20 protein-coding genes are annotated in these 21,114 nt (G+C 33.6%); 5 read left to right on the forward strand and 15 right to left on the reverse strand.

Translation table 11 applies throughout. The annotated features are described in order from the left end of the window. Positions 1–2: 2 nt before the first annotated feature. The 15 genes from SULAZ_RS01085 to SULAZ_RS01155 are packed head-to-tail and all read right to left on the reverse strand — an operon-like array spanning position 3 to position 18,804. Positions 3–1,274 (reverse strand): dihydroorotase, encoded by a 1,272-nt coding sequence (locus SULAZ_RS01085; RefSeq protein WP_012674010.1) that lies wholly within the window; start codon positions 1,272–1,274, stop codon positions 3–5. After that, positions 1,271–2,344 (reverse strand): Rpn family recombination-promoting nuclease/putative transposase, encoded by a 1,074-nt coding sequence (locus SULAZ_RS01090; RefSeq protein WP_012674771.1) that lies wholly within the window; start codon positions 2,342–2,344, stop codon positions 1,271–1,273. The genes SULAZ_RS01085 and SULAZ_RS01090 overlap by 4 nt, the downstream gene beginning before the upstream one ends. Continuing rightward, positions 2,344–3,054 (reverse strand): signal peptidase I, encoded by a 711-nt coding sequence (gene lepB, locus SULAZ_RS01095; RefSeq protein ID WP_012673921.1) that lies wholly within the window; start codon positions 3,052–3,054, stop codon positions 2,344–2,346. Before lepB ends, SULAZ_RS01090 begins: the two co-directional genes overlap by 1 nt. Next, a complete protein-coding gene (locus tag SULAZ_RS01100; protein WP_012674774.1) occupies positions 3,042–3,572 on the reverse strand; it encodes a thermonuclease family protein in 531 nt (176 codons plus the stop codon). The genes lepB and SULAZ_RS01100 overlap by 13 nt, the downstream gene beginning before the upstream one ends. Continuing rightward, positions 3,569–7,975 (reverse strand): glutamate synthase large subunit, encoded by a 4,407-nt coding sequence (gene gltB, locus SULAZ_RS01105; RefSeq protein ID WP_012674363.1) that lies wholly within the window; start codon positions 7,973–7,975, stop codon positions 3,569–3,571. Before gltB ends, SULAZ_RS01100 begins: the two co-directional genes overlap by 4 nt. A gap of 53 nt (positions 7,976–8,028) precedes the next feature. After that, positions 8,029–9,945 (reverse strand): putative bifunctional diguanylate cyclase/phosphodiesterase, encoded by a 1,917-nt coding sequence (locus SULAZ_RS01110; RefSeq protein ID WP_012674933.1) that lies wholly within the window; start codon positions 9,943–9,945, stop codon positions 8,029–8,031. Next, positions 9,942–10,424, reverse strand: a complete 483-nt coding sequence (locus tag SULAZ_RS01115) for a hypothetical protein (protein WP_012674590.1) — start codon at positions 10,422–10,424, stop codon at positions 9,942–9,944. Before SULAZ_RS01115 ends, SULAZ_RS01110 begins: the two co-directional genes overlap by 4 nt. A 1-nt stretch (position 10,425) precedes the next feature. Beyond that, positions 10,426–12,345, reverse strand: a complete 1,920-nt coding sequence (locus SULAZ_RS01120) for a TonB-dependent receptor plug domain-containing protein (protein WP_012673609.1) — start codon at positions 12,343–12,345, stop codon at positions 10,426–10,428. 24 nt (positions 12,346–12,369) lie between these two features. Beyond that, entirely contained in the window at positions 12,370–12,990 is a 621-nt protein-coding gene (locus SULAZ_RS01125) for a histidine phosphatase family protein (RefSeq protein WP_012673614.1), read from the reverse strand. Continuing rightward, positions 12,987–13,439, reverse strand: coding sequence for an N-acetyltransferase (locus SULAZ_RS01130; RefSeq protein ID WP_012674995.1), 453 nt, complete (start codon positions 13,437–13,439; stop codon positions 12,987–12,989). The genes SULAZ_RS01125 and SULAZ_RS01130 overlap by 4 nt, the downstream gene beginning before the upstream one ends. Further along, the gene (lon, locus tag SULAZ_RS01135) at positions 13,414–15,795 is read right to left on the reverse strand and encodes an endopeptidase La (protein WP_012673656.1); all 2,382 of its coding nucleotides are present in this window, start codon (positions 15,793–15,795) and stop codon (positions 13,414–13,416) included. Before lon ends, SULAZ_RS01130 begins: the two co-directional genes overlap by 26 nt. Positions 15,796–15,814: 19 nt before the next feature. Next, positions 15,815–16,150 carry an Hsp20/alpha crystallin family protein gene (locus tag SULAZ_RS01140; RefSeq protein WP_012674679.1) on the reverse strand — a complete coding sequence of 112 codons (336 nt, stop codon included), beginning with the start codon at positions 16,148–16,150 and terminating at the stop codon, positions 15,815–15,817. Then, positions 16,143–16,907, reverse strand: a complete 765-nt coding sequence (gene trmD / locus SULAZ_RS01145) for a tRNA (guanosine(37)-N1)-methyltransferase TrmD (protein WP_012673830.1) — start codon at positions 16,905–16,907, stop codon at positions 16,143–16,145. Before trmD ends, SULAZ_RS01140 begins: the two co-directional genes overlap by 8 nt. Beyond that, on the reverse strand, positions 16,904–18,361 hold the full coding sequence (gene gatA, locus SULAZ_RS01150; protein ID WP_012674578.1) for an Asp-tRNA(Asn)/Glu-tRNA(Gln) amidotransferase subunit GatA: 1,458 nt from the start codon (positions 18,359–18,361) through the stop codon (positions 16,904–16,906). The genes trmD and gatA overlap by 4 nt, the downstream gene beginning before the upstream one ends. Further along, entirely contained in the window at positions 18,361–18,804 is a 444-nt protein-coding gene (locus SULAZ_RS01155; protein WP_012673700.1) for a TraR/DksA family transcriptional regulator, read from the reverse strand. The genes gatA and SULAZ_RS01155 overlap by 1 nt, the downstream gene beginning before the upstream one ends. Positions 18,805–18,867: 63 nt before the next feature. On the opposite strand from SULAZ_RS01155, the gene SULAZ_RS01160 reads away from it, so the two are divergent. From SULAZ_RS01160 to SULAZ_RS01180, 5 genes are read left to right on the forward strand one after another with little or no spacing between them, the layout of a single operon-like run. Next, the gene (locus SULAZ_RS01160; RefSeq protein WP_012674662.1) at positions 18,868–19,179 is read left to right on the forward strand and encodes an ATP synthase subunit I; all 312 of its coding nucleotides are present in this window, start codon (positions 18,868–18,870) and stop codon (positions 19,177–19,179) included. Then, positions 19,148–19,657, forward strand: a complete 510-nt coding sequence (locus SULAZ_RS01165; RefSeq protein WP_012674457.1) for a phosphate-starvation-inducible PsiE family protein — start codon at positions 19,148–19,150, stop codon at positions 19,655–19,657. The genes SULAZ_RS01160 and SULAZ_RS01165 overlap by 32 nt, the downstream gene beginning before the upstream one ends. Beyond that, positions 19,647–20,450 (forward strand): prepilin peptidase, encoded by an 804-nt coding sequence (locus SULAZ_RS01170; RefSeq protein WP_012673707.1) that lies wholly within the window; start codon positions 19,647–19,649, stop codon positions 20,448–20,450. Before SULAZ_RS01165 ends, SULAZ_RS01170 begins: the two co-directional genes overlap by 11 nt. Before the next feature lie 2 nt (positions 20,451–20,452). Continuing rightward, complete coding sequence (locus SULAZ_RS01175; protein WP_012674149.1) at positions 20,453–20,788, forward strand: winged helix-turn-helix domain-containing protein; 336 nt, start codon at positions 20,453–20,455, stop codon at positions 20,786–20,788. Then, a complete protein-coding gene (locus SULAZ_RS01180; protein WP_012673637.1) occupies positions 20,781–21,113 on the forward strand; it encodes a hypothetical protein in 333 nt (110 codons plus the stop codon). The genes SULAZ_RS01175 and SULAZ_RS01180 overlap by 8 nt, the downstream gene beginning before the upstream one ends. The last annotated feature ends 1 nt before the right edge of the window (position 21,114 follow it).

Consider the following 21,114-nt stretch of genomic DNA (forward strand, 5'->3'; position numbering starts at 1 on the left):
TTTTAATCCTTGTAAACTATTTTACCATTATAAAAGGTATACTTAACTTTTCCTGTTAGTTTTCTTCCCAAAAGTGGTGTGTTTTTACTTTTTGATAGTATTGTATCTTCGTTTACTTCCCAGGTCTCAAAAGGGTCAAATATTGTAAATTCTGCTGTTTCTCCTACTTTTATTTGAGGAGGTCTTAACCCTATCTTTTTAGCTGGATTAGTAGACATTACTTCTACAAGCCTTGTTAAATCCATGTAATCTTTTTTTACAAGCTCAAGGACTATTGGTAGAGCAAACTGTAATCCTAACATTCCGGGAGGGCACACTTGTAAATCTTGCATCTTTTCATGATGGGCGTGAGGTGCATGGTCTGTTGCTACAAAATCTATTATCCCACTTGCTAAAGCCCATCTTGTTGCTTCTATGTCTTCGTGTGTTCTTAAAGGAGGTGATACTTTGGCTACACAAGAAAAATCTAAAAACTCTTCGTCTGTTAGATAAAGGTGATGAGGAGTAACTTCTGCGGTCACCTTTGCACCCATAGCCTTTGCCCAAGCTACTATCTCTACAGCTAACCTTGAAGATATATGACATATATGAACAGGCATTCCAGTTTGGATAGATAGTACACAATCTCTTGCTACCATAGTGTCTTCTGCTTCTGGTGGAAGTGGAGGAAGACCTAAAGCAGCTGCTATTTCTCCTTCATGGGCTACACCGTTTTGAGAAAGGTTTAAATCTTCACAGTGGTCTGCAACAAAAGAACCTATAGAGCCGGCATACTCCATTGCTTTACGCATTATAAAAGAGTCCATAACGGGAGCTCCGTCATCTGTAAAGTAAACAGCTCCTGCATCTTTAAGTAATGCCATCTCTGTTAGCTCTCTACCTTTTCTGCCTTTTGTAATTGCTCCAGCAGGTAGTACTCTACATAATCCTACTTCTTCTCCTCTTTCTATTACGTATCTTATTAAAGGAACGTCATCTAAGGCTGGTTGAGTGTTTGGCATACATACGACGGTTGTGTATCCTCCCGCTACAGCTGCTTTACTTCCAGATTCTATATCTTCTTTGTAAGTCTGTCCAGGGTCTCTAAAGTGAACATGTAGGTCTACGAAGGAGGGGCATACTATCTTTTCCGTTGCATCTATAACCTCACAACCAGCAAAAGGTTGAATATTTGGCTCAATTTTTGTTATAACTCCTTTTTCTATCAAAATATCGTATTTACCTTCTAAGTTGTTTTCCGGGTCTATAACATAACCATTTTTTACCAGTATCATCCTACCATTTCCTTTATAGTTTTTTCTAAATCTTCAATGGACGTTGCAATTATTGTCTTCTTATGCAAATTTTTTAAGATGTTAACATCTTGTATTTTTTCTATAAGTTTTAAAATCTCCTGTGGAACATAACCAAATTTTATTTCAATAGCATCTAAAAGAAGTTCTTTAGCTGCCTTCACAGCTCCTTGTTGTAATCCTTGCTGTAGCCCTTGTTGTAGTCCTTGTTGTAATCCTTGTTGTAATCCTTGTTGTAGTCCTTGCTGTAGTCCTTGCTGTAGCCCTTTTTCTAAGCCTTCTTCTATAAACATATCTAATAAGCTACCCATGTTGCCTCCTTCAAGTTGCTTTTTAACTTTAATATACGTGTTTTTATCTTTTTTAGCAATAGTGAAAATATAGCTTAAGGCTATTACGTAAACTGCCTTTGGTTTGTAGTTATACAAAGTTTCTATTGATTTTATCAAATTTAAAATGTTTTCTGGTGTTGGTTCTTGAATAATTCTTAAAGTCATTATAAGTGTATATATGTTTTTATACTTTTCTTTAATCGTTTTTTCATCAAGTTCATTTAAATTCAAGGTTGACACGTAAAAATCTAAGAAAAATTTTTTCATATTATCAGAAATTTTGTAATAGTTTGAAAATTTACTTTCTAAACTCAGTTTCTCTTTTGATGCGTAAATTACTATTGGATAGATAGGTGTTATTTTTCCTTCTAAAATCTCTTTTGACCATACAGCAGTCATATTTTTTATTAACTGGAGTGGTAAGTGTTTATCGTCGTAGGATTTGTGTTCAATAAGTACGTAAATTTTTAAATCTTCCCCGTAAATTGTTTTTAAGGAATAGATAATATCTGCAAAGTACTTGGATTTTTCTTTGTAATCTAGATTTTCTGTGTTTATGATTTCTAAAGTTTCTTTTTTTATAATAGAATTTATCTCTTGAGGCAAATGAGCATCTAATAAAACTTGTGCTACTTCTTCATCTTTTAACAACTCTTTTGCGTAGGTATCGTGGGGATTTTGCCTTAAGCGTCTAATTAAAGATTTTATACTCTCATCCATCAGTATATAACCTTACCAAGTCTATCAATCCTTATTGATGGTTTTCTTAAATCTATAGAGAAGTATATTACAAAGGCTTGTCCTATAACGTAGTCATCTGGAACAAATCCCCAGAATCTACTGTCTTTTGAGTTGTCTCTGTTATCTCCCATTACAAAGTAGCTATTTGGTGGAACTTTCACAGGTCCAAAGTCTGGACCTATACCATCTTCTATCTCCATTACAGTGTAAGAGTACTCTTTTCCATCAGACCTTACAGTTGTTTCTTTATACTTTTTTACTTTTTCATTTGTGTCTTCGTAATATCCGTCTTCTTCCCTTTTTAATGGTTTACCGTTTATATACACTATATCATTTTTTACTTCTACTATATCTCCTGGGAGTGCGATTACTCTTTTTATAAAATCAATGGAAGGGTCTTCTGGATATTTAAATACTATTACATCTCCCCTGTCTATCTTTGCAAGTCTATTGTTGTGATGGTAAAAAGTAATGCTTGTAAATGGTATTCCAATATCCCAGTTTCCGTATACAAGTTTGTTTACTAAAATAAAATCACCTACCAGTAAGGTAGGCTTCATAGAACCTGATGGTATGTTAAAAGCTTGTACTAAAAACACTCTTACTAAAGATACAACTACAAATATAACTACTATAGTTTCTACTATATGTTTTATGTTGGTCTTCTTTTTGTTATCTACTCCTTCCATAATCCTCTTTTATTCTCCCTTGCTTCTTTATAACATTTTCTAAACTCTTCTTCGTACTTAACATTTGGTGGAACTGTTAAAGGCATTGCATAGCCATTGCATATAATCTCTTTGTTTAACATCCTACCATCTTTTAAGTAAACATAAGCAAGTAATCTACCGTATTTATCTCTCTGTTGAACGTCAAACTCTAAGTAAACCGTATCACCGGGTTTTACTAAAGAACTTGTAAACTCTTTTGCTTTTTTTCCAAGTTGAACTACTTCTTCAACAGTTCCAAGCCCTTCTTTCTCTTGAATCTCAGCTCTCTTATTTACCCTACTTTCTGGAGTATCTACTCCTATTAATCTAACTTTTTCTTCCATACCATTTAGGTTAACTACTATAGTATCTCCGTCTATAACCCTGACTACTGTTGCCTGTGGAAGGTCTGACTTAACTTCCTTTTTACTCTCTTTGTGGCAAGCTACAGTTATAAATAAAACAATTAAAAGTGGAATTAGTTTAAATTTTCTCATTTTTTAACCTCTACTTCGTCTGTTTCGTCAGAAGGTTTTTTAACTTCAATTGGAACAACTTTTACAAAGTTATCTATCTCTTGTTTGAAGTTGTAAAGTATTTTCTCTGCAATTTTACTGTCTGTGTAAGCTTTGTGTTTTGTTAAAAGTTTCTCTATCTGGTCTATGTCTTCTTCTTCAAGAGGCATTACTTCAACATAAGATTTATTAATCTTTTTACTGACTTCTCCGTTTGGGTCATAGATGTAGGCTACTCCTCCTGTCATTCCAGCTCCAAAGTTAACACCTATATCTCCAAGAACCATGACTATACCGTCTGTCATATACTCACAGCCGTGGTCTCCTACACCTTCAACTACTGCTACAGCTCCGCTGTTTCTTACTGCAAATCTTTCTCCTACCTTTCCGCTTATAAATACTTGTCCACCAGTTGCACCGTAGAGTATTGTATTTCCTGCTATAACGTTTTTATGGCTTTCTCCTTTAAACTCTTTCGGTGGTTTTATAATAATCATTCCACCTGCCATACCTTTTCCTACGTAGTCGTTTGCCTGACCTGTTAGGGATAAAATCATTCCATGTACACAGAAAGCTCCAAAACTTTGGCCAGCTGTTCCTCTTAAGTTTAATTCTATCTTACCGTTTCTTAATCCTTTGTCTCCGTATCTTTTTACAATCTCATGGGCTATCCTTGTTCCAAAAGACCTGTACGTATTTCTTAAGACATAAAATCCTGAGAAGTTCTGGTCTTTTTCGATGGCAGGTAATATCTCTGGGAGAATCTCAAGGTCAAAAGGTTTTTTAGAATCTGGTATAGGATTTGAGTCTTGAGTTGATTTAGATGGTTTTGTAGGGTCGTAAGGTATTAAAACATGGTCAAATTTAATCTTTTTGGCTTTGTAGTGGTCATGGGGAATTATAGGCCTTAATAAATCTGTTCTTCCAATGATTTCATCTAAGCTTCTGTATCCCATATTTGCAAGGTACTGTCTTACTTCTTGGGCTACAAACTTAAGGTAGTTTATTATATGTTCTGGTTTTCCTGGAAACTTTTCTCTTAATCTTTTATCTTGGGTTGTTATACCTACTGGGCAGGTGTTAAGGTGGCACTGTCTTGCCATTACACAACCTTCTGCTATCATAAGGGCCGTTCCAAATCCAAACTCTTCTGCACCTAGTAAAGCTCCTATGATTATGTCTCTTCCTGTTTTTATACCACCGTCAACTCTAAGTTTAACTCTTGACCGTAAATCGTTATCTATCAACGCTTTTTGGACTTCAGGTAATCCAAGTTCCCATATTGTTCCTGCATTTTTTATTGATGATAAAGGAGAAGCTCCTGTACCTCCATCGTGTCCTGATATGTGAATGATGTCTGCAAATGCCTTTGCTACCCCAGATGCTACAACACCTATACCACTTTCAGATACGAGTTTTACTATAACTTTTGCTTTTGGGTTTATCATCTTTAGGTCGTATATTAACTGTGCGAGGTCTTCTATTGAGTAGATATCGTGGTGAGGTGGTGGAGATATAAGGGTTATTCCAGGTTTTGCATGTCTTAAAAATGCAATATAAACATCTACTTTTTTACCGGGAAGCTGTCCACCTTCTCCCGGTTTTGCTCCTTGGGCAATCTTTATCTCAATCTCTTCAGCTGAGTTTAAGTATTCTGGAGTTACTCCAAATCTTCCAGATGCTACCTGTTTTATTTTACTGTTTTTTATTGTTCCATATCTTGCAGGGTCTTCCCCACCTTCTCCAGAGTTAGACTTTCCGCCTATGGTGTTTAGAGCTTCTGCTATAGTCTCGTGTGCCTCTCTACTGAGAGCTCCTACAGACATTCCAGCTCCAACAAACCTTTTCATTATTGACTCAATAGGTTCTACCTCTTCTATAGGAATAGGTGGTCTGTCTGATGATATCTCAAGTAAATCTCTTAACTCTACAGGTTTTTCTGCGTAAGCAAGTTCTGTAAATGCTTTATACTCTTCTAACTTTATCTGTCTTACTGCTCTATGTAAAGATGTTAACGCTTTTGGGTTCCATGAATGGAACTCTCCTCCTTCTCTTCTGTGTCTGTATTCTCCTCCTACAGGAAGGTCTTTCATCTCTCCAGAGAAAGCAGGATTAAATCTTGCTAACACTTCTCTTGCTATCTCTATAAAGCCTATACCGTCAAGTTTAGAGACAGTTCCAGGGAAACATCTATCTATTACTTCTTGAGATATACCCAGAGCTTCAAAAAGTCCTGAACCTCTATAACTTTTTATTGTGGCTATACCCATTTTCGACATTATCTTAAGTAAGCCTTCATTTAGAGCTTTTCTGTAGTTTTTAACAGCTTCTTCAAATGTTATCTCAAACTTTTTATCATCTTCTATAAGGTTTCTTATTACTTGAACAGCCATGTAAGGGTTTACTAAGGTTGCACCGTATCCTATAAGGAATGCTACAGAGTGAGTGTCCCTTACTTCTCCACTGTCGGCTATTATACTAAACTTACTTCTTTTTCCTTTCTTTGCCATGTACGTGTTTACAGCTCCAACAGCAAGTCCCATAGGTATAGGAGCTCCTTCTATTGATACATCTCTATCTGAGAGTATTATTATCTCTTTTCCATTGTCTACGGCTTCTTCTACTCTTTGGCATATCTCGTCCAAAGTAGGTTCTAAAGCTGTTTCGTAAGGTGGGAATATTGTTGGTATTATCTGGACTTTGTCTGGATATGTTTTTATAAGTTCTTCCATTTCGTTGTCAAATATTATTGGACTTTCAAACACAATTTGGTTAGCGTGTTTTGGAGTTTCAAGTAAAAAGTTTTCTTTTTTACCTACGTAAGTTTTTAAAGACATTACTTTCTTTTCTCTTATAGGGTCAATAGGTGGGTTTGTAACTTGAGCAAATCTTTGTTTAAAGTAAGATGCAAGCATTTTAGGTCTTCTTGATAGAACGGATATAGGTGTATCATTACCCATTGAGTAGGTAGGCTCTACTCCTTTTAGAGCCATCTCTTTTACAACCATATTAATTTCGTCTTTATCGTAACCAAAGGTAATGAGCTCCTTTAGAACGTCTTTATAATCAATTTCTGGAGTCTCTTTTGCAGGGATAAACGGAACTATGTTTGACTCAACCCATTCTTTGTAATTTTTATCTTTTACAAGAAGGTCTATTATCTCTTCAGAGAAGTAGATTTTACCTGTTTCTAAATTTAAAGCAATCTTGTCTCCCGGACCTAATCTTCCTTTTAAGATTACCTCTTCCTCAGGAAACTCTATAACACCAACTTCAGAAGCCATAAGTAAAACATCGTTTGTTATTATGTACCTTGCAGGTCTAAGTCCGTTTCTATCTAACTTTCCACCTATGATTTTACCGTCTGTAAATGCTATCGCAGCAGGTCCGTCCCAGCTTTCAAATATACATGCAAAGTACTCGTAAAATGCTCTTTCTTCTGGTGTTAGTCTATCGTCATTTTCCCAAGCTCTTGGAACAAGTACATTGATAGCTGTAAGAATATCCTTTCCAGAATGGACTAAAAACTCTACAGCGTTATCCAGTGAAGCAGAATCACTGTCTGTGTCGTTTGTGATAGGTAGTATTATATCTGCTAAGTCTCCCCATACTTCTCTTATATCTTGTTCTTTCGCTTTGAGCCAGTTTCTGTTTGCAGATATTGTGTTTATCTCACCGTTGTGGGCAAGCATTCTAAACGGGTGGGCAAGTTTCCAGTTTGGAAATGTGTTTGTTGAGTATCTTTGGTGGAATATTGCAAAAGCTGTCTCGTAATCTTCATCTTGTAAATCAAGGTAAAAGTCTCTTAATTTTGGAGCTGTGATGAGTCCTTTGTAAACTATAGTTCTTGAGGAAAGTGAAGGTATGTAAAAATCTTTGTAATCTTGGTTTAAAGTAAGTTTTTCTAACTTTTTCCTTAAAATAAATAAATCTTTTTCAAAGTTTTCTGTTTTGATGCCTTCTTTTGATATAAAACCTTGTAGTATAGTTGGCTGAGTTCTTTTTGCTATCTCTCCTACTTCATCTTGATTTATTGGGACTTCTCTCCAACCTAAAAATTTAAACTTTTGATTTATTATATCTTCAATCTCTTTTTTTAAACTTTCTTCTTTACCCTTTGGTAGGAAGAAAACTCCTACTGCAAAATCTTCTATAGAAGGGATTTTTATGCCTAATTTTTTTAACTGTTTTTCAAAAAATTTGTAGGGTATCTGGGTAAGTATTCCTGCACCGTCTCCTGTTTTACCGTCCGCACTTACAGCTCCCCTGTGGTCTAAGTTCGCAAGGGACTCAAGGGCATCGTGAAGAATTTTATGGGATTTTATTCCTTTTATATTGGCTAAAAATCCTACCCCGCAGGCATCTTTTTCTAAAATTTCAGACAATTTTACCACCTCAAAATTTTTTAGGTAAATAAATATTTTAATACAAAAATGTGTTATTTGCTTGATTTAATAAGCTCTTCTATTTGTTTTGGTTTTGAGAAGTAGTACCCTTGTCCGTAATCGATACCTATTTGTTTTATTATGTTTAGTATATCTTCATTTTCTACATATTCTGCAATTGTTTTTATTTTCATCTTTTTGCAAAAACCTGTTATCATCTTAACAACTTCAAAAGAAACTTGATCTGTTGTAATATTCTTTATAAGGTTTGCATCTATTTTTAGATAATCAATGTTTAACCTTAAAAGGTAAACAAAGTTTGAGTATCCACTACCAAAATCGTCTAAACAGATAATGTATCCAGCTTTTTTTAGACTGCTTATTATTTTTACTATCTCTTCGTATGCAAGGGCATCTTCTGTCTCTACTATCTCAAGCATAAGTCTTTTTACAACATCTTTATCTTTTGCTATATCTAAAAGTATGTCTATTGTTGACCTGTTTAGTATATCTGATGGCTTTAGGTTTATACTTACTTTTATATCAGGGTAATCTTTTAGTATTTTTAGGTTGTACTCTATGACTTCTTTTGTAAGTTTAGTGTATAGGAAAGTGTTTTCTATAACGTTTAAAAATTGATAAGGTGGGATTGTATTACCTTCTTTGTCTTTAATTCGGACGAGAGCTTCATAGTGGGAGACAGTTCCATCTTTTAAAGATACTATAGGTTGGTAAAGGCAGAAAAGTCTTTTATCTTCAATTGCTTCTTTTATCTGGGAAACTTTTAGAGCTTTTTCTGAGGACTGGTTCTCTTCGTCGTAAATCTCTATTCTGTTTCTTCCTTTTGTTTTAGCTTTATATAGAGCAACGTCAGCCTTTTTTATAGCTTCTTGTAAAGTTTTGATTTTATCCGTATCTAAAAATATACCTACTGATAAGGTTGTTTTGAGGTAGTCATTTTCGTTTATCTTTATCTTTAAGTTTTCTACTGCTTTCCTTATTCTTTCTGCAACATTAATGTAGTTGAGATTATCTACAGATCTTTCTTTGTTTAAAATTATTAAAAATTCCTCTCCTCCGTATCTTATAACTATGTTATTTTCTCTAACATTCTTTTTAATCGTTTCTGCTACTGTCTTTAAAACGTTGTCTCCTACTAAATGACCATAAGTATCGTTAATCTTTTTAAAGAAATCTACGTCTGCAACTATCACAACAAAGTCTTTTAAGTTTTTATTTTCTATCTCTTCTAAATAGTTTCTGTTGTATAGTCCTGTAAGGCTGTCAATGAGACTTCTTTTTTTGTAGTATAAAGTTTTTATAACTCCTACAATAGCAACATTTGCAAGTAATACTATAAACACTATAACTATAAGTATAGCTTTACGTATTGAGTCTACTAAACTTTTAATCTCTTGTACTTCTTTTATGGTGTAATCTTTTATAAGTATGTAGTTTATATTATTTTTATCTTTAAATGGGATGTATAAAGTCAATCCTAAAGTTGGTGTGTTTGTATGTATTAAATATTTATATTCCATGTCCTTTATTGCTTGGTTTACAATTGGCAGCTCTGATGGAAGGAGTTGAATATACTCAAATGGTTCCATTCTATCTTTTTTAGATACATCAAGAGCTATAAAAAACTGTTCTCCCGATTTAAAGATAATGTATAAATATTCTGTGTTAGGTGTATTTAGAACTTCTAAGAGTTCATTTGAATTTTTAACAAAGTCACTATCGTGTATTTTTGATATCAATGAATTTTGAGATTTTTCTTTAATCTTTCTTATGACATTTTCAGCTACATCTACTTCTTTTCCTAAGTCTTTTTCAATGATAACATTTTGAATATTTTTTTCATATTTTGGTAGGTATAAATATAAAGAGAATAAAACAAGTAAAGATATAACAGTGATCCATATGCTTACTACATTCTTTTTTATCTCTTTAAAAAGTTGCTTTATCATATTTCAGCAATAGTTATTGCATTAGTATTGTAAATGAATTTTTGAGATAAGTTTTCTGATTTGATTATAAATCTATTATATTCAGAGGGTAATTGTATATCAAACTTTTTTAGTCTGTCTTCTAAAAAGATTAGTTGTGGTCTTCCTTTTTTCCAGTATAATCCTCCTATCGCATTTTTTAGTTTTTTCAAGATTTCTTCATTTAGAGCTACTACAGGTTTATCATTGTATGGTACTTCTTTGTCGGCTATTATTATATCTGCTTTTTCACAGTTTGTTATGTGTATTTTCGTACAATATTTTTGTATATACTGGATTTTTTCTGAGCCGTATATACAAACGTATATTAACTGTTTTTGAGTGATGTCTGATAAAACTTTTTCCAGTAATCTAACTTCAACTTGGATAGGGTCTTCTTGAGATAAGGCTTTAAAAGAGATAACTAAAATAAAAGCCAGTAAAATTTTTAAAGTTTTCATCTTAGAATACCTTTTCTATACCTATTGTTAACTTTCTATCGTATGCATCAAATATACCAACTTGGTTAGGATAACCAAATAAAACAGTCTTGTAGGAACTGTTTAATAAGTTTTCTCCTTTTGCTCTAATACTTAAATTTCGGTCAAAATTGTAAATAAGTCCAATGTTTAAATTATATGTTGAATTAATTTTTTTGTCGAAAACTTCAAAACCATTTCTATATATTAACTCTCCATAAAGGTCTAATCTGTCAAAAGAGTTAAAGCTTTTTATGGAGCCTCCAAATGTAGAGCTCATCTTTGAAGATTGTATAAAAGTTTTAAATATATCAAATACTATCTTGTTATCTGGAGTTATTTTGTAAGTGTATTCAAAATCTAAAAGATGGGATGGGATACCTCTCCAGTTTATAGTACCATTTGGAGTAAAATATATTAAATCCTTAGCGTAGGTGTAGCCATAAAAAAGCTTTAAAATACTTTTATCTTTCTCATAAACAATTTCAGAAGAAAAACCTTTCATCTTCTCTACTTTTAAGTCCTTTGGATTTTGAGATTGTTCTAATTCATAGAAAGATGGTGGTATGTAGGTTTTTGTTATAAAACTTTTTATGTAAAGGTTATGGGTTATAAAAGACGTGTGTCCGATTCTTGCTATAAACTCTTTTATATCTGGTAGATTCTCTCTTCTGTAGTAGTCGTATTTTAGACTTAAAAATATGAGATTTTTTTCATTTACATTGTACTGGTTTTCAGCAAAAACTGTGTAAAGGTCTATTCTGTTGAATTTAAGAAAGTCCTTAATAGAGCCTGATGTAAATCCTGATAAAGTAAACGCTTTATAATCAGCTTTTTCCACATCATTTTGTTTTATTTTGTATGAAGCTCCTATTAGTAGGGCGTTGTTGTCTGTTTTAAACTCTTTTGATATATAGAATATGTATTTTTTTAAGTTTCTTTTTTCATAATAGTAGTAAGGGATTAATGAAGATGGGTTATATACAGGTAAAACAAAAATACCACCTTCATTAAATTTATTTTCAAACTCTCCTTTTCTTTCGTTGTAATCATAGGAGATGTTAAAGGTTAGGGATTTGTCTTCAAGTAGTTTTTGGGTAAGGGATATGTAGAAATCTTGAGATTGTGTGTTAGATATGTCTGGAGAAATGTCAACTGCCAATCCCTTAAATGCATCTCTGTTTACCCTTGCAAAGTTAAATGTAAGTTGAGTGTCGTAGTAATTAAGTTTAAAAATACCAAAAACTGATTGGGAGTCTCTGTTTAGAGGGTTGTTATTGTAGTGGTAAGTCTTATAGTTGTTGTATCCTTTATAAATACTTACAAGGTAAGAGATGTTTTCTTTTATAGGTCTTGCATCTGTAAAGCTGTAAGAATAACCTTTTCTTGTATCCAATAATCCTTTAATTGTTGTAGAGTTTTCTCTTTTAGGGTCTTTTGTGTATAGTTTTATGATTAATATTGAAGGTTCATTACCAATTCTTACAGCTCCTGCTCCAAGATATATTTCTATGTGGTCTATGGCATCTAAGGGATAGTTGTCGTAGAGTAGAAATGGATTGTCTGTATGTATTGAACTTACCTCGTGGTCGTCTATAAAAAGTCTATAAGAAGTGTTTAAACCGGCAGGTAAGCCAGCAGCGATCAACTGATAAACTCCGAAAGTGTTTGGAATGTAGGAGTGAAGTTTTAAAGATTTTAAAATGTCAGACAGGGTATTTGCCTGCATTATCTCTAAATCTTTTCTTGTTATTGTTATGTAATGTCCAAGACTTTCAACTTTTGTTCTGTTGGAAAGGTCTGCAGCTTCTTCGTACTTATCCAGTAAAGTTGTTATATCTTCTTGGGCAAATGTAGTGTTAATTATAAAAATACTTGCTAATAATACCACTACTTTTTTCATTTAGTTATTCCTTTTCTTATTGTGTTATAGTAATCTAAAATCTTTTTCGGTATGGAAGGAAAGATTTATAAACTTAACTTCGTCTTTTGAGTTGTTTGATAATACAAGAGATAATCCTGTGTTGTCGTGTCTAAACTTCCACAAGCATTCTATACCTAAGTTCATCACTATACAAAGTAATCCTTGGATAGAACCTCCGTGTCCTACAATCAGTATGTTTTCCTCTTTGGATTTTTTTATATCTTCCCAGAAGAGTCTTAGTCTTTTTTCAAAATGGTGTGGGTCTTCTTGTTTTGGTAGTGGATGTTTTACGGGGTTAGAAAGCCAGTTGTAAAAATGATCTTTTGCGTTTTGGTATATCCAGTCGTAAGATAATCCTTCCCACGTGCCAAAGTGCATCTCTCTAACTCTTTCATCTACATTAACTTGTAAGCCTAAAATATCTGCTACTGTTTTAGCAGTTTGGTAAGCTCTTTTTAAATCTGATGATACTATCTTTTGGATGTTTTTATCTTTTAAAAACTCTCCCAGTGCTTTGGCCTGTTTTATGCCTTTTTCAGTCAGCTGAGTGTCTATGTGTCCCTGAACTATCTTTTTTGCGTTGTACTCACTTTCTCCGTGTCTGCAAAGGTATATGTACTTCATAGCTGGATCACCACTGGAACTTCTTTACAGTCGTTGAATTTTACACAGTGGATACACTCTGTCCAGACTTTCTGTGGAAAGTTTGATTTATCTGTAATTTTAAATCCTAACTTTTCAAAAAAAGAGGGAACGTAGGTTAGTGCAAAAACTTTCTTTATACCAAGTTGTTTTGCATCTTCTAAACAAGCCTCAACAATTTTTCTTCCTATACCGTGGTTTTGGTAATCTTCTAAGACGGCTAAAGACTTTATCTCTGCCAAGTCTTCCCAGTATACGTGTAAAGACCCAACTCCTACGATTTTACCGCCAACTTCATACACATAAAAATCTCTAATGTTTTCGTATATACTGTTTAAACTTCTTGGAAGTAGAACTTCTTTTAATGCAAAATGTTGAAGTATTTTAAAAATACTCTCTGCGTCTTTAACTTTCGCTTTTCTCAGGCTCAATCTTCTTATCCTTTAAAGCTATTTTTAACACTTCATCTATGTGGTCTACAAATATAAGGTTTACAGATTTTCTTACGTAAGCTGGAAGGTCAGACATCACTTCTTCTTTGTTGCCTTTTGGTAGTATTACGTTTTTTATTCCTGCTCTTTTTGCTGCCAGTATCTTCTCTTTTAGTCCTCCTATTGGAAGGACTTTACCTGTAAGGGTTATCTCTCCTGTCATTGCTACATCAGACCTTACTGGTCTACCTGAAAGTAAAGATGTAATTGCCGTTGTTATAGCTATACCTGCAGATGGTCCATCTTTTGGTATTGCTCCTGCAGGAACGTGGACGTGGACATCGTATTTATTAAAATCTTCTGGGTCTATACCAAGTTCTTGGGCTTTTGACTTAACATATGAGTATGCTATCTTTGCAGACTCTTTCATTACATCTCCTAATGAACCTGTTAGGATTAAATTTCCTTTTCCCGGCATTTTTGTAGCTTCTATCTTTAGTATCTCTCCTCCTACTTCAGTCCAAGCAAGCCCTGTAACGACTCCTACCTCGTCTTTTTCTTCTTTCTCTAGTGTGTATATAGGCGAACCTAACAGTTTTTTAACAGTTTTTTCTGTGATTTTGTACTTCTTCTTTTTACCTTTTTCTACTATCTCTTTTGCTATCTTCCTTATGATTGACCCTATCTGTCTTTCTAAGTTTCTAACGCCAGCTTCCCTTGTGTATCCTCTGATGATGAACTGTATGGCTTTGTCTGTAAACTCTACCGTTTTTTCATCTAAACCGTTTTCTTTAAGTTGTTTTGGTATGAGGTACTTTTTGGCTATCATTAACTTTTCTTCTTCTGAATATCCAGATAATCTTATAACTTCCATTCTGTCTAGTAGTGGTCTTGAGATTGTGTCTATCCTGTTTGCGGTGCATATAAACATCACTTCTGAAAGGTCAAAAGGAACTCCAAGGTAATGGTCAACAAACTCTCTATTTTGCTCTGGGTCTAAAACTTCAAGTAATGCAGCTGTAGGGTCTCCTCTAAAGTCTAAACCTATCTTATCTACTTCATCAAGCATTATAACAGGATTTTTTGTTCCTGCTTGTTTTATAGCTTGAATTATCTTTCCGGGGAGAGCTCCTACGTATGTTCTTCTGTGTCCTCTTATTTCTGCTTCATCCCTTACACCACCTAAGGATATTCTTATAAACTTTCTACCTAATGCCTTTGCTATTGATTTTCCAAGTGAAGTTTTACCTACTCCCGGTGGTCCTACAAAACATAGAATAGGGCCTTTTATAGATTGATCTTTGGTTTTTTGTTTCTTTAGTTTTAGTACTGCTAGATACTCTAAGATTCTTTCTTTTATCTTTTCAAGGTCATAGTGGTCTTCATCTAATATTTTCTTTGCAAGTTTTAAATCAAGTCTGTCTTTAGTCCTTTTGTTCCATGGAAGCTCTACTAACCAGTCAAGGTAAGTTCTTATAACGCCAGCTTCAGCAGAGTCTGGATGCATCTTTTCAAGTCTTTTAAGCTGTTTTTCAGCTTCTTCTTTTACGTAATCTGGCATTCCAGACTCTTCTATTTTCTTTCTGTAATTTTCTATCTCTTCTTTTCTTTCGTCTTTTTCTCCAAGCTCTTCTTGGATTGCTTTTATCTGTTGTCTTAAGAAATACTCTCTCTGGTCTTTTTCTATAGCTTCTCTGGCTGATACTCTTATTTTATGCTGTAGTTCTAATATTCCTACTTCTTTTAAGAGTTTATCATGAACGACTCTTAACCTTTCTACCGGGTCAAGGATGTAAAGTATCTCTTGAGCTTCTTCTGGCTTTAAGTCTAAAACCGATGCAACAACATCTGCAAGTCTTCCCGGTTCTTCTATAGATTTTATAATTTCTACTAAATCTGGAATTATCTGTTTTCCAAGGGATATAGCTTTGTCTATAAGGTCTCGAGTTGAGTGTTTAAGTGCTTCTATTTCTATTGTTTCTTCTACTTCTTCATCTTCTATGATATCAACTTCTACCTCATAGTATCCGTTTGTCTTTCTTAACTGTTTTATCCTTCCTCTTGTTACACCTTGGACTAAAACTTTTAATCTTTCGTCTTCAAGTTTCATCATTCTTATGATAGTGGCTACTACTCCTATCTCGTGAATATCTTTTAAAGAAGGTTTTTCTATATCTTTATCTTTTTGAAGAGCTAAGAATATGTATCTATTGTTATTATCTATAGCTTCTTCTACTGCCTTTATAGAAAAAGGTCTTCCTATAAAAAGGGGCATTACCATGTATGGGAAAACTACTAAGTCTCTCGTTGGTATTAAAGGATACTTTGAAGGGAGCTCTAAAAATTTCTCTTCCATCTTACCTCCTGGTTTTGGTTTAAGGTATTAAGATTTTAAAACAAGTATCTATTATAAACTGATTTTTTGCTTTTGGTAAATATACTGTTAAAACGCCGTTTTCATATATAGCTTTGGCTTGATTTAGATTTATTGCTGAAGGGAATTTTATAGTTCTTTTTATAAAGCCGTTAAACCTTTCTACTATATGGTATCTTCCTTTTATAATTTGGTTTCTAAATGCTTTAATCGTAATTGAGTTTTCATCTCCTGTTATCTCTATGTCCTGTTTGTCAACACCCGGAATGTCAACTATAACAATGTAAGCTTCGTCGTTTTCTATAACGTCGATAGGAGGTTTTTCTATGTTAAGCAATTTTTTCTCCTTTTAGGTAATCTTCAAAATTTTTACCTTTATAAATATACTCAAGCATCTTTTTGTCTTCAAGGGATAAAACGGCTTTCTCAAGTAAGTCTGGTCTTTTCTCGTAAGTTTTTTTTAGTTGCATAAATCTTCTCCAAAGGGATATGAGTTTGTGATTTCCTGATAGAAGAACTTCGGGAACTTTCATACCTCTAAACTCTGGTGGTCTTGTGTAGTTTGGATAACCTAACAGTCCATCACTAAAGGAGTCAACTTTTAAACTTTCTTCTTCTGAGAGAACTTGTGGGATAAGTCTTACAACGCTGTCCATTATTACTACAGCTGCTGGTTCTCCCCCAGAAAGGATAAAGTCTCCTATTGATACTTCTTCGTCTACTATACTTTTGACTCTCTCATCAACCCCTTCGTACCTTCCACAGATTATAACTATATCTTGTTTTTGGGATAACTCTTTTGCAAACTCTTGGTCAAACCTTCTTCCCCAAGGTTCAGTGATTAAGACGTAAGGATTTTTAGATATCGTTTTTACATAATCGTAAGCTTTAAATATAGGCTCTGGTTTTAAAAGCATTCCCGGACCGCCTCCGTAGACAACATCGTCAACAGTCCGGTGTTTATCTTCTGTAAAGTCCCTTAGGTTTACAGTGTTTATTTCAACTTTACCACTTTTTATAGCTTTACTTACTATTCCGTAATTTTTAAAACAGTCAAAGTATCCGGGAAATATCGTAAAAACAAAAAATCTCATTCCATAGGTACTTTTTCATAAAATCTATAGATGCTTTGCCATCTATAAGCAACTTTTAGTATCGTTGATTCGTCAAATGGCTTTCCTATTATTTGCATTCCAACTGGTAGGTTATCTTTAAATCCACAAGGAATACTTACAGCTGGTAGTGTTGCCATGTTTATAGAAACAGTGAATATGTCAGAAAGGTACATCTGGATTGGGTCGTTTGATTTTTCTCCTATCTTAAATGCTACATCTGGGGTTGTAGGTGTTATTATAACGTCAACTTTTTCAAATGCTTTCATGTAGTCTTGATATATCAAAGTTCTAACTTTCTGAGCTTTTAGGTAGTAAGCATCGTAATATCCAGAAGATAAAGCGTAAGTTCCTACCATTATTCTTCTTTTTACTTCTTGGCCAAAGCCTTCGTCTCTTGTTTTTGAGTACATCTCTTCTAAGTCTTTGTAATCTTTTGTTCTGTATCCGTATCTTACTCCGTCAAACCTTGCAAGGTTAGAAGAAGCTTCTGATGGTGCTATTATGTAGTAGGTCTCTATTGCGTACTTTGAGTAAGGTAGAGATATCCACTCTACACTCATTCCTTCTTTTTCAAGCTGTTTTACTGCATTCAAGATAATCTCTTTTATCTGAGGATTTAACTCTTCTGTGAAGAATTCCTGTGGAAGTCCTATTTTTAAACCTTTTACATCTTTCTTTATCTCTTCTAAAAAGTTTGGCAGTGGAATGTCTTTTGAAGTTGAGTCTCTACTGTCTTTTCCAGATATTACGTTCATGATTAAAGCTGTATCTTCCACATACCTTGAGAAGGGTCCAATCTGGTCTAAAGATGAAGCAAATGCAACAAGTCCGTACCTTGAAACTCTACCGTAAGTTGGTTTTAATCCTACTATTCCACAGAATGCAGCTGGCTGTCTGATAGACCCTCCAGTATCAGAACCTAAAGACAGAGGAACTGCTCCAGCTGCAACAACAGCTGCAGAACCTCCAGATGAACCTCCCGGAACTCTTTCTAAATCCCATGGGTTTTTAGTTGTAAAAAAGGCTGAGTTTTCTGTAGATGAACCCATTGCAAATTCATCAAGGTTAGTTTTTCCTGTTATTATATAGCCTTGACTGTTTAACCTTTCTATTACAGTAGCATCGTAAACAGGAACAAAGTTTTCAAGGATTTTAGAAGCACATGTTGTTTTTATTCCTTTTGTTGATATGTTATCTTTTATTGCTATTGGCACTGCGAAAAGGTCTGGAATGTTATCTAACTTGGTTATCTCTTGGTCTTTCTCTTTAGCCTGTTTTATAGCTAACTCTTCTAAATCTGTGATGTAGGCGTTTATCTTAGGTTCTACCTGTTTTTTTCTTTCTATAAATGATTGGACTACTTCAGATGGTTTTATCTCTTTTTTCTTTATAAGGTTTGATATTTCTACAGCTGACTTTTTCCAAAGCTCCATTATAACTCTCCTGCTTCTTCTTCTGATGTAGGTTTTTCCCTTGGAACAAGGTTATCAAAGTACTCTTTATACCTTAAATCAGGAGTTTCTTCGTAAAGCTCCCTTTCTTTTGCGTGCTGTATACAAAGGGTTGTCCAAGGTACAGCTTCTAATCTTTCTTCTTCTATTTCTTTTCCGCAAACCTCACAAATTCCGTATGTTCCATTTTTTATTCTTTCTAAAGCTTCGTCTATAGCTTTTATTATCTCTATCTCTATATCAGATAACTCTCCTAAAATTTCTTCTGTTATATCTATAAGAGCGTATTCATCTATATCTCTTGGTTCAGTAGCCTGTTCTGTTAGGACTTTTTGAGTCTCTTCTTTTTTTAAGTATCTTTCTAAAATTTGATTTCTTTTCTTTAAAAGAAGTCTTTCATACTTTTTTAATTTCTCTTTTTCCATTGTAATCTCCGTAATTTTTTGATGTTATAATAATTTTACCATAAAGATAATAAGGAGTTTTTAGTGATACTTATTTATATACCTCTTTTTATCTTAGGCTTTGTATCTGGAGTTTTATACTTTTGGCATATGTGGAAAAGTATAGGAAGTTATGGAGCTGCTAAGAATAAAATCCTTATGAGTATGGTTTTTAGAGTCCCAATACCTATAGGAGCTGCACTTGTTGGTTATTTGATAGGAAAGTTTGAAGGTGTAATAGCTGTTTTACTAGGTTTTACTACTTTTCAAGTTATTTTTTTAGTAAAAAAAGGTCAGCAGCTGAAAAAACAGCTTGAGGAAGAACTTGAGGAAGAAAATAAAATATCTAAGGAATAAATTAGTAGAAAAAATATCTAATATTGATACAGCTCTTATAGGTTTTTTAGAAAATTTTGACAGACTTATCCACCTTTTTTTAGCGGTTTTGATAGTTGTTGTGTCTTTGGCTATATTTATTTGGTTTGTCCACGACTTTATAGGACTGATAAAAAATGTAGTAGAGTTTAAAAGGAATATAAGTGGTAGTGCACTTAGGCTTTTTGGTACAGCTATACTTCTTTGGCCTTTGTCTTCCCTTTTAAGAGCTGAGATAAATCTAATAAAAGGAGAAAAAATCTCTTTAAATCTCTTCGTAGATACTGCTATAGCTGGGACAATTAGGTCAGTTTTGATTTCTACAGCAGAAGGAGAAGAGTTAAAGGAAACTTACTATTACATCATAGCTTTACTTGTGTTTGCAGTGGTAAGACTGATAGTTGTTTATACAGAAAAGTTAGAAAAATCTCAAAAAGAAGGGGAAAAAGGTGGAGCTTAACTTTTATGAAGTTATAAAAATTTTTGCAATTTTTATCTTAGGTGTATCCATAGGTAGTTTTTTAAACGTAGTAATATACAGAATGCCAAGAGACCTTTCTATCGTTTACCCTCCTTCTTCCTGCCCTGTATGTAAAAATCGGATAAAGTGGTATGACAACATCCCTATCATATCCTACCTGATTCTTAAAGGTAAGTGTAGATTTTGTAAAACTTCTATACCTGTAAGGTATCCTTTAGTAGAGTTGATGACAGGATGTGCAGCTGTTTTATCTTACTTAAAGTTTGGCTTTAGTGTAGACTTTGTATTTGCTTTTTACTTTTTATGTTCTATGATTGCCCTTTCTTTTATAGATTTTGACTTTAAGATTATTCCAGATGAGATAAACTATCTTGGTCTTTTATCCGGTTTTGTGTATGCAGGAATGAAAAGCTATCAATCTTCTTCTTTTGAACCTTTGATAAATGCTATTATCGGAGCTTTAGTTGGGTCAGGATTTTTATTTTTAATAGCTTACCTTTACTTAAAATTTAGAAATATAGAAGGACTTGGAATGGGTGATGTGAAGCTCCTTGCTTTTATAGGTAGTTATACTGGGTGGTTTGGAGCTTTATTTACCATATTTTTTGGGTCTATTTTAGGACTTTTAGCATCACTTTACTTTATGAAAAAAGAAAAAGATAATAACCTTATGAAACTTGAGATACCTTTTGGACCTTTTTTAGCATTGGCAGGTAGTGTGTACCTGTTTTTTGGAGAAAAGATATACAACTTCTACTTTGGGGGATTCTAATTGTGTTTGAAGTAAAGTATAAGGTCTGGATAGAAAAAGATGGAGAGATTATCATAGGTCTTGGTAGAGATGAACTTTTGAGGGAGATTGAGAAGACAGGCTCTATAAAAAAGTCAGCTGAAAATATTGGTATATCCTATAGAAAAGCTCTTTACTACATTGATGCAATGGAAAAAAGGTATGGGAAAAAGATAGTTGAAAGTGTAAGAGGTGGTTATGGTGGTGGTGGGTCAAAACTTACAGAAGAAGGAAAAAAACTTTTAAAAGAGTTTGAAAAAGTTGTAAAAGAGTTTGAAAAAGCAAAAGAAAATGCAGAAAAAGGGTTAAATCTTGAATGAAACTTTAGTAGATAGAAGAAAAAAATACTTTGCCAGTCTTTTTTCTATTTTTATATGGTTTGCTGTACTGATACTGCTAAGAGTTCCTTTAAATCCAAACTTTTCCTTTTTTTCTCCAGCTTTTTTAGTAATACTACTTACGGCTTTTATTCCATCTTTACTAATTTTTAAAAAAAAGTCTAACTACAACTTAACTTTGATTTTAGCTTACATTCCTGCTTTAGTAGGATTTATAACATCTATTATTTTTAACAACAGTGTTTATTTTCTAATATCCTTTCCTATATTTTTACTTGGCTACATAATAATCTTTCCCAAGAGGTAGA

The organism is Sulfurihydrogenibium azorense Az-Fu1, from assembly GCF_000021545.1.
GTDB lineage: Bacteria > Aquificota > Aquificia > Aquificales > Hydrogenothermaceae > Sulfurihydrogenibium > Sulfurihydrogenibium azorense.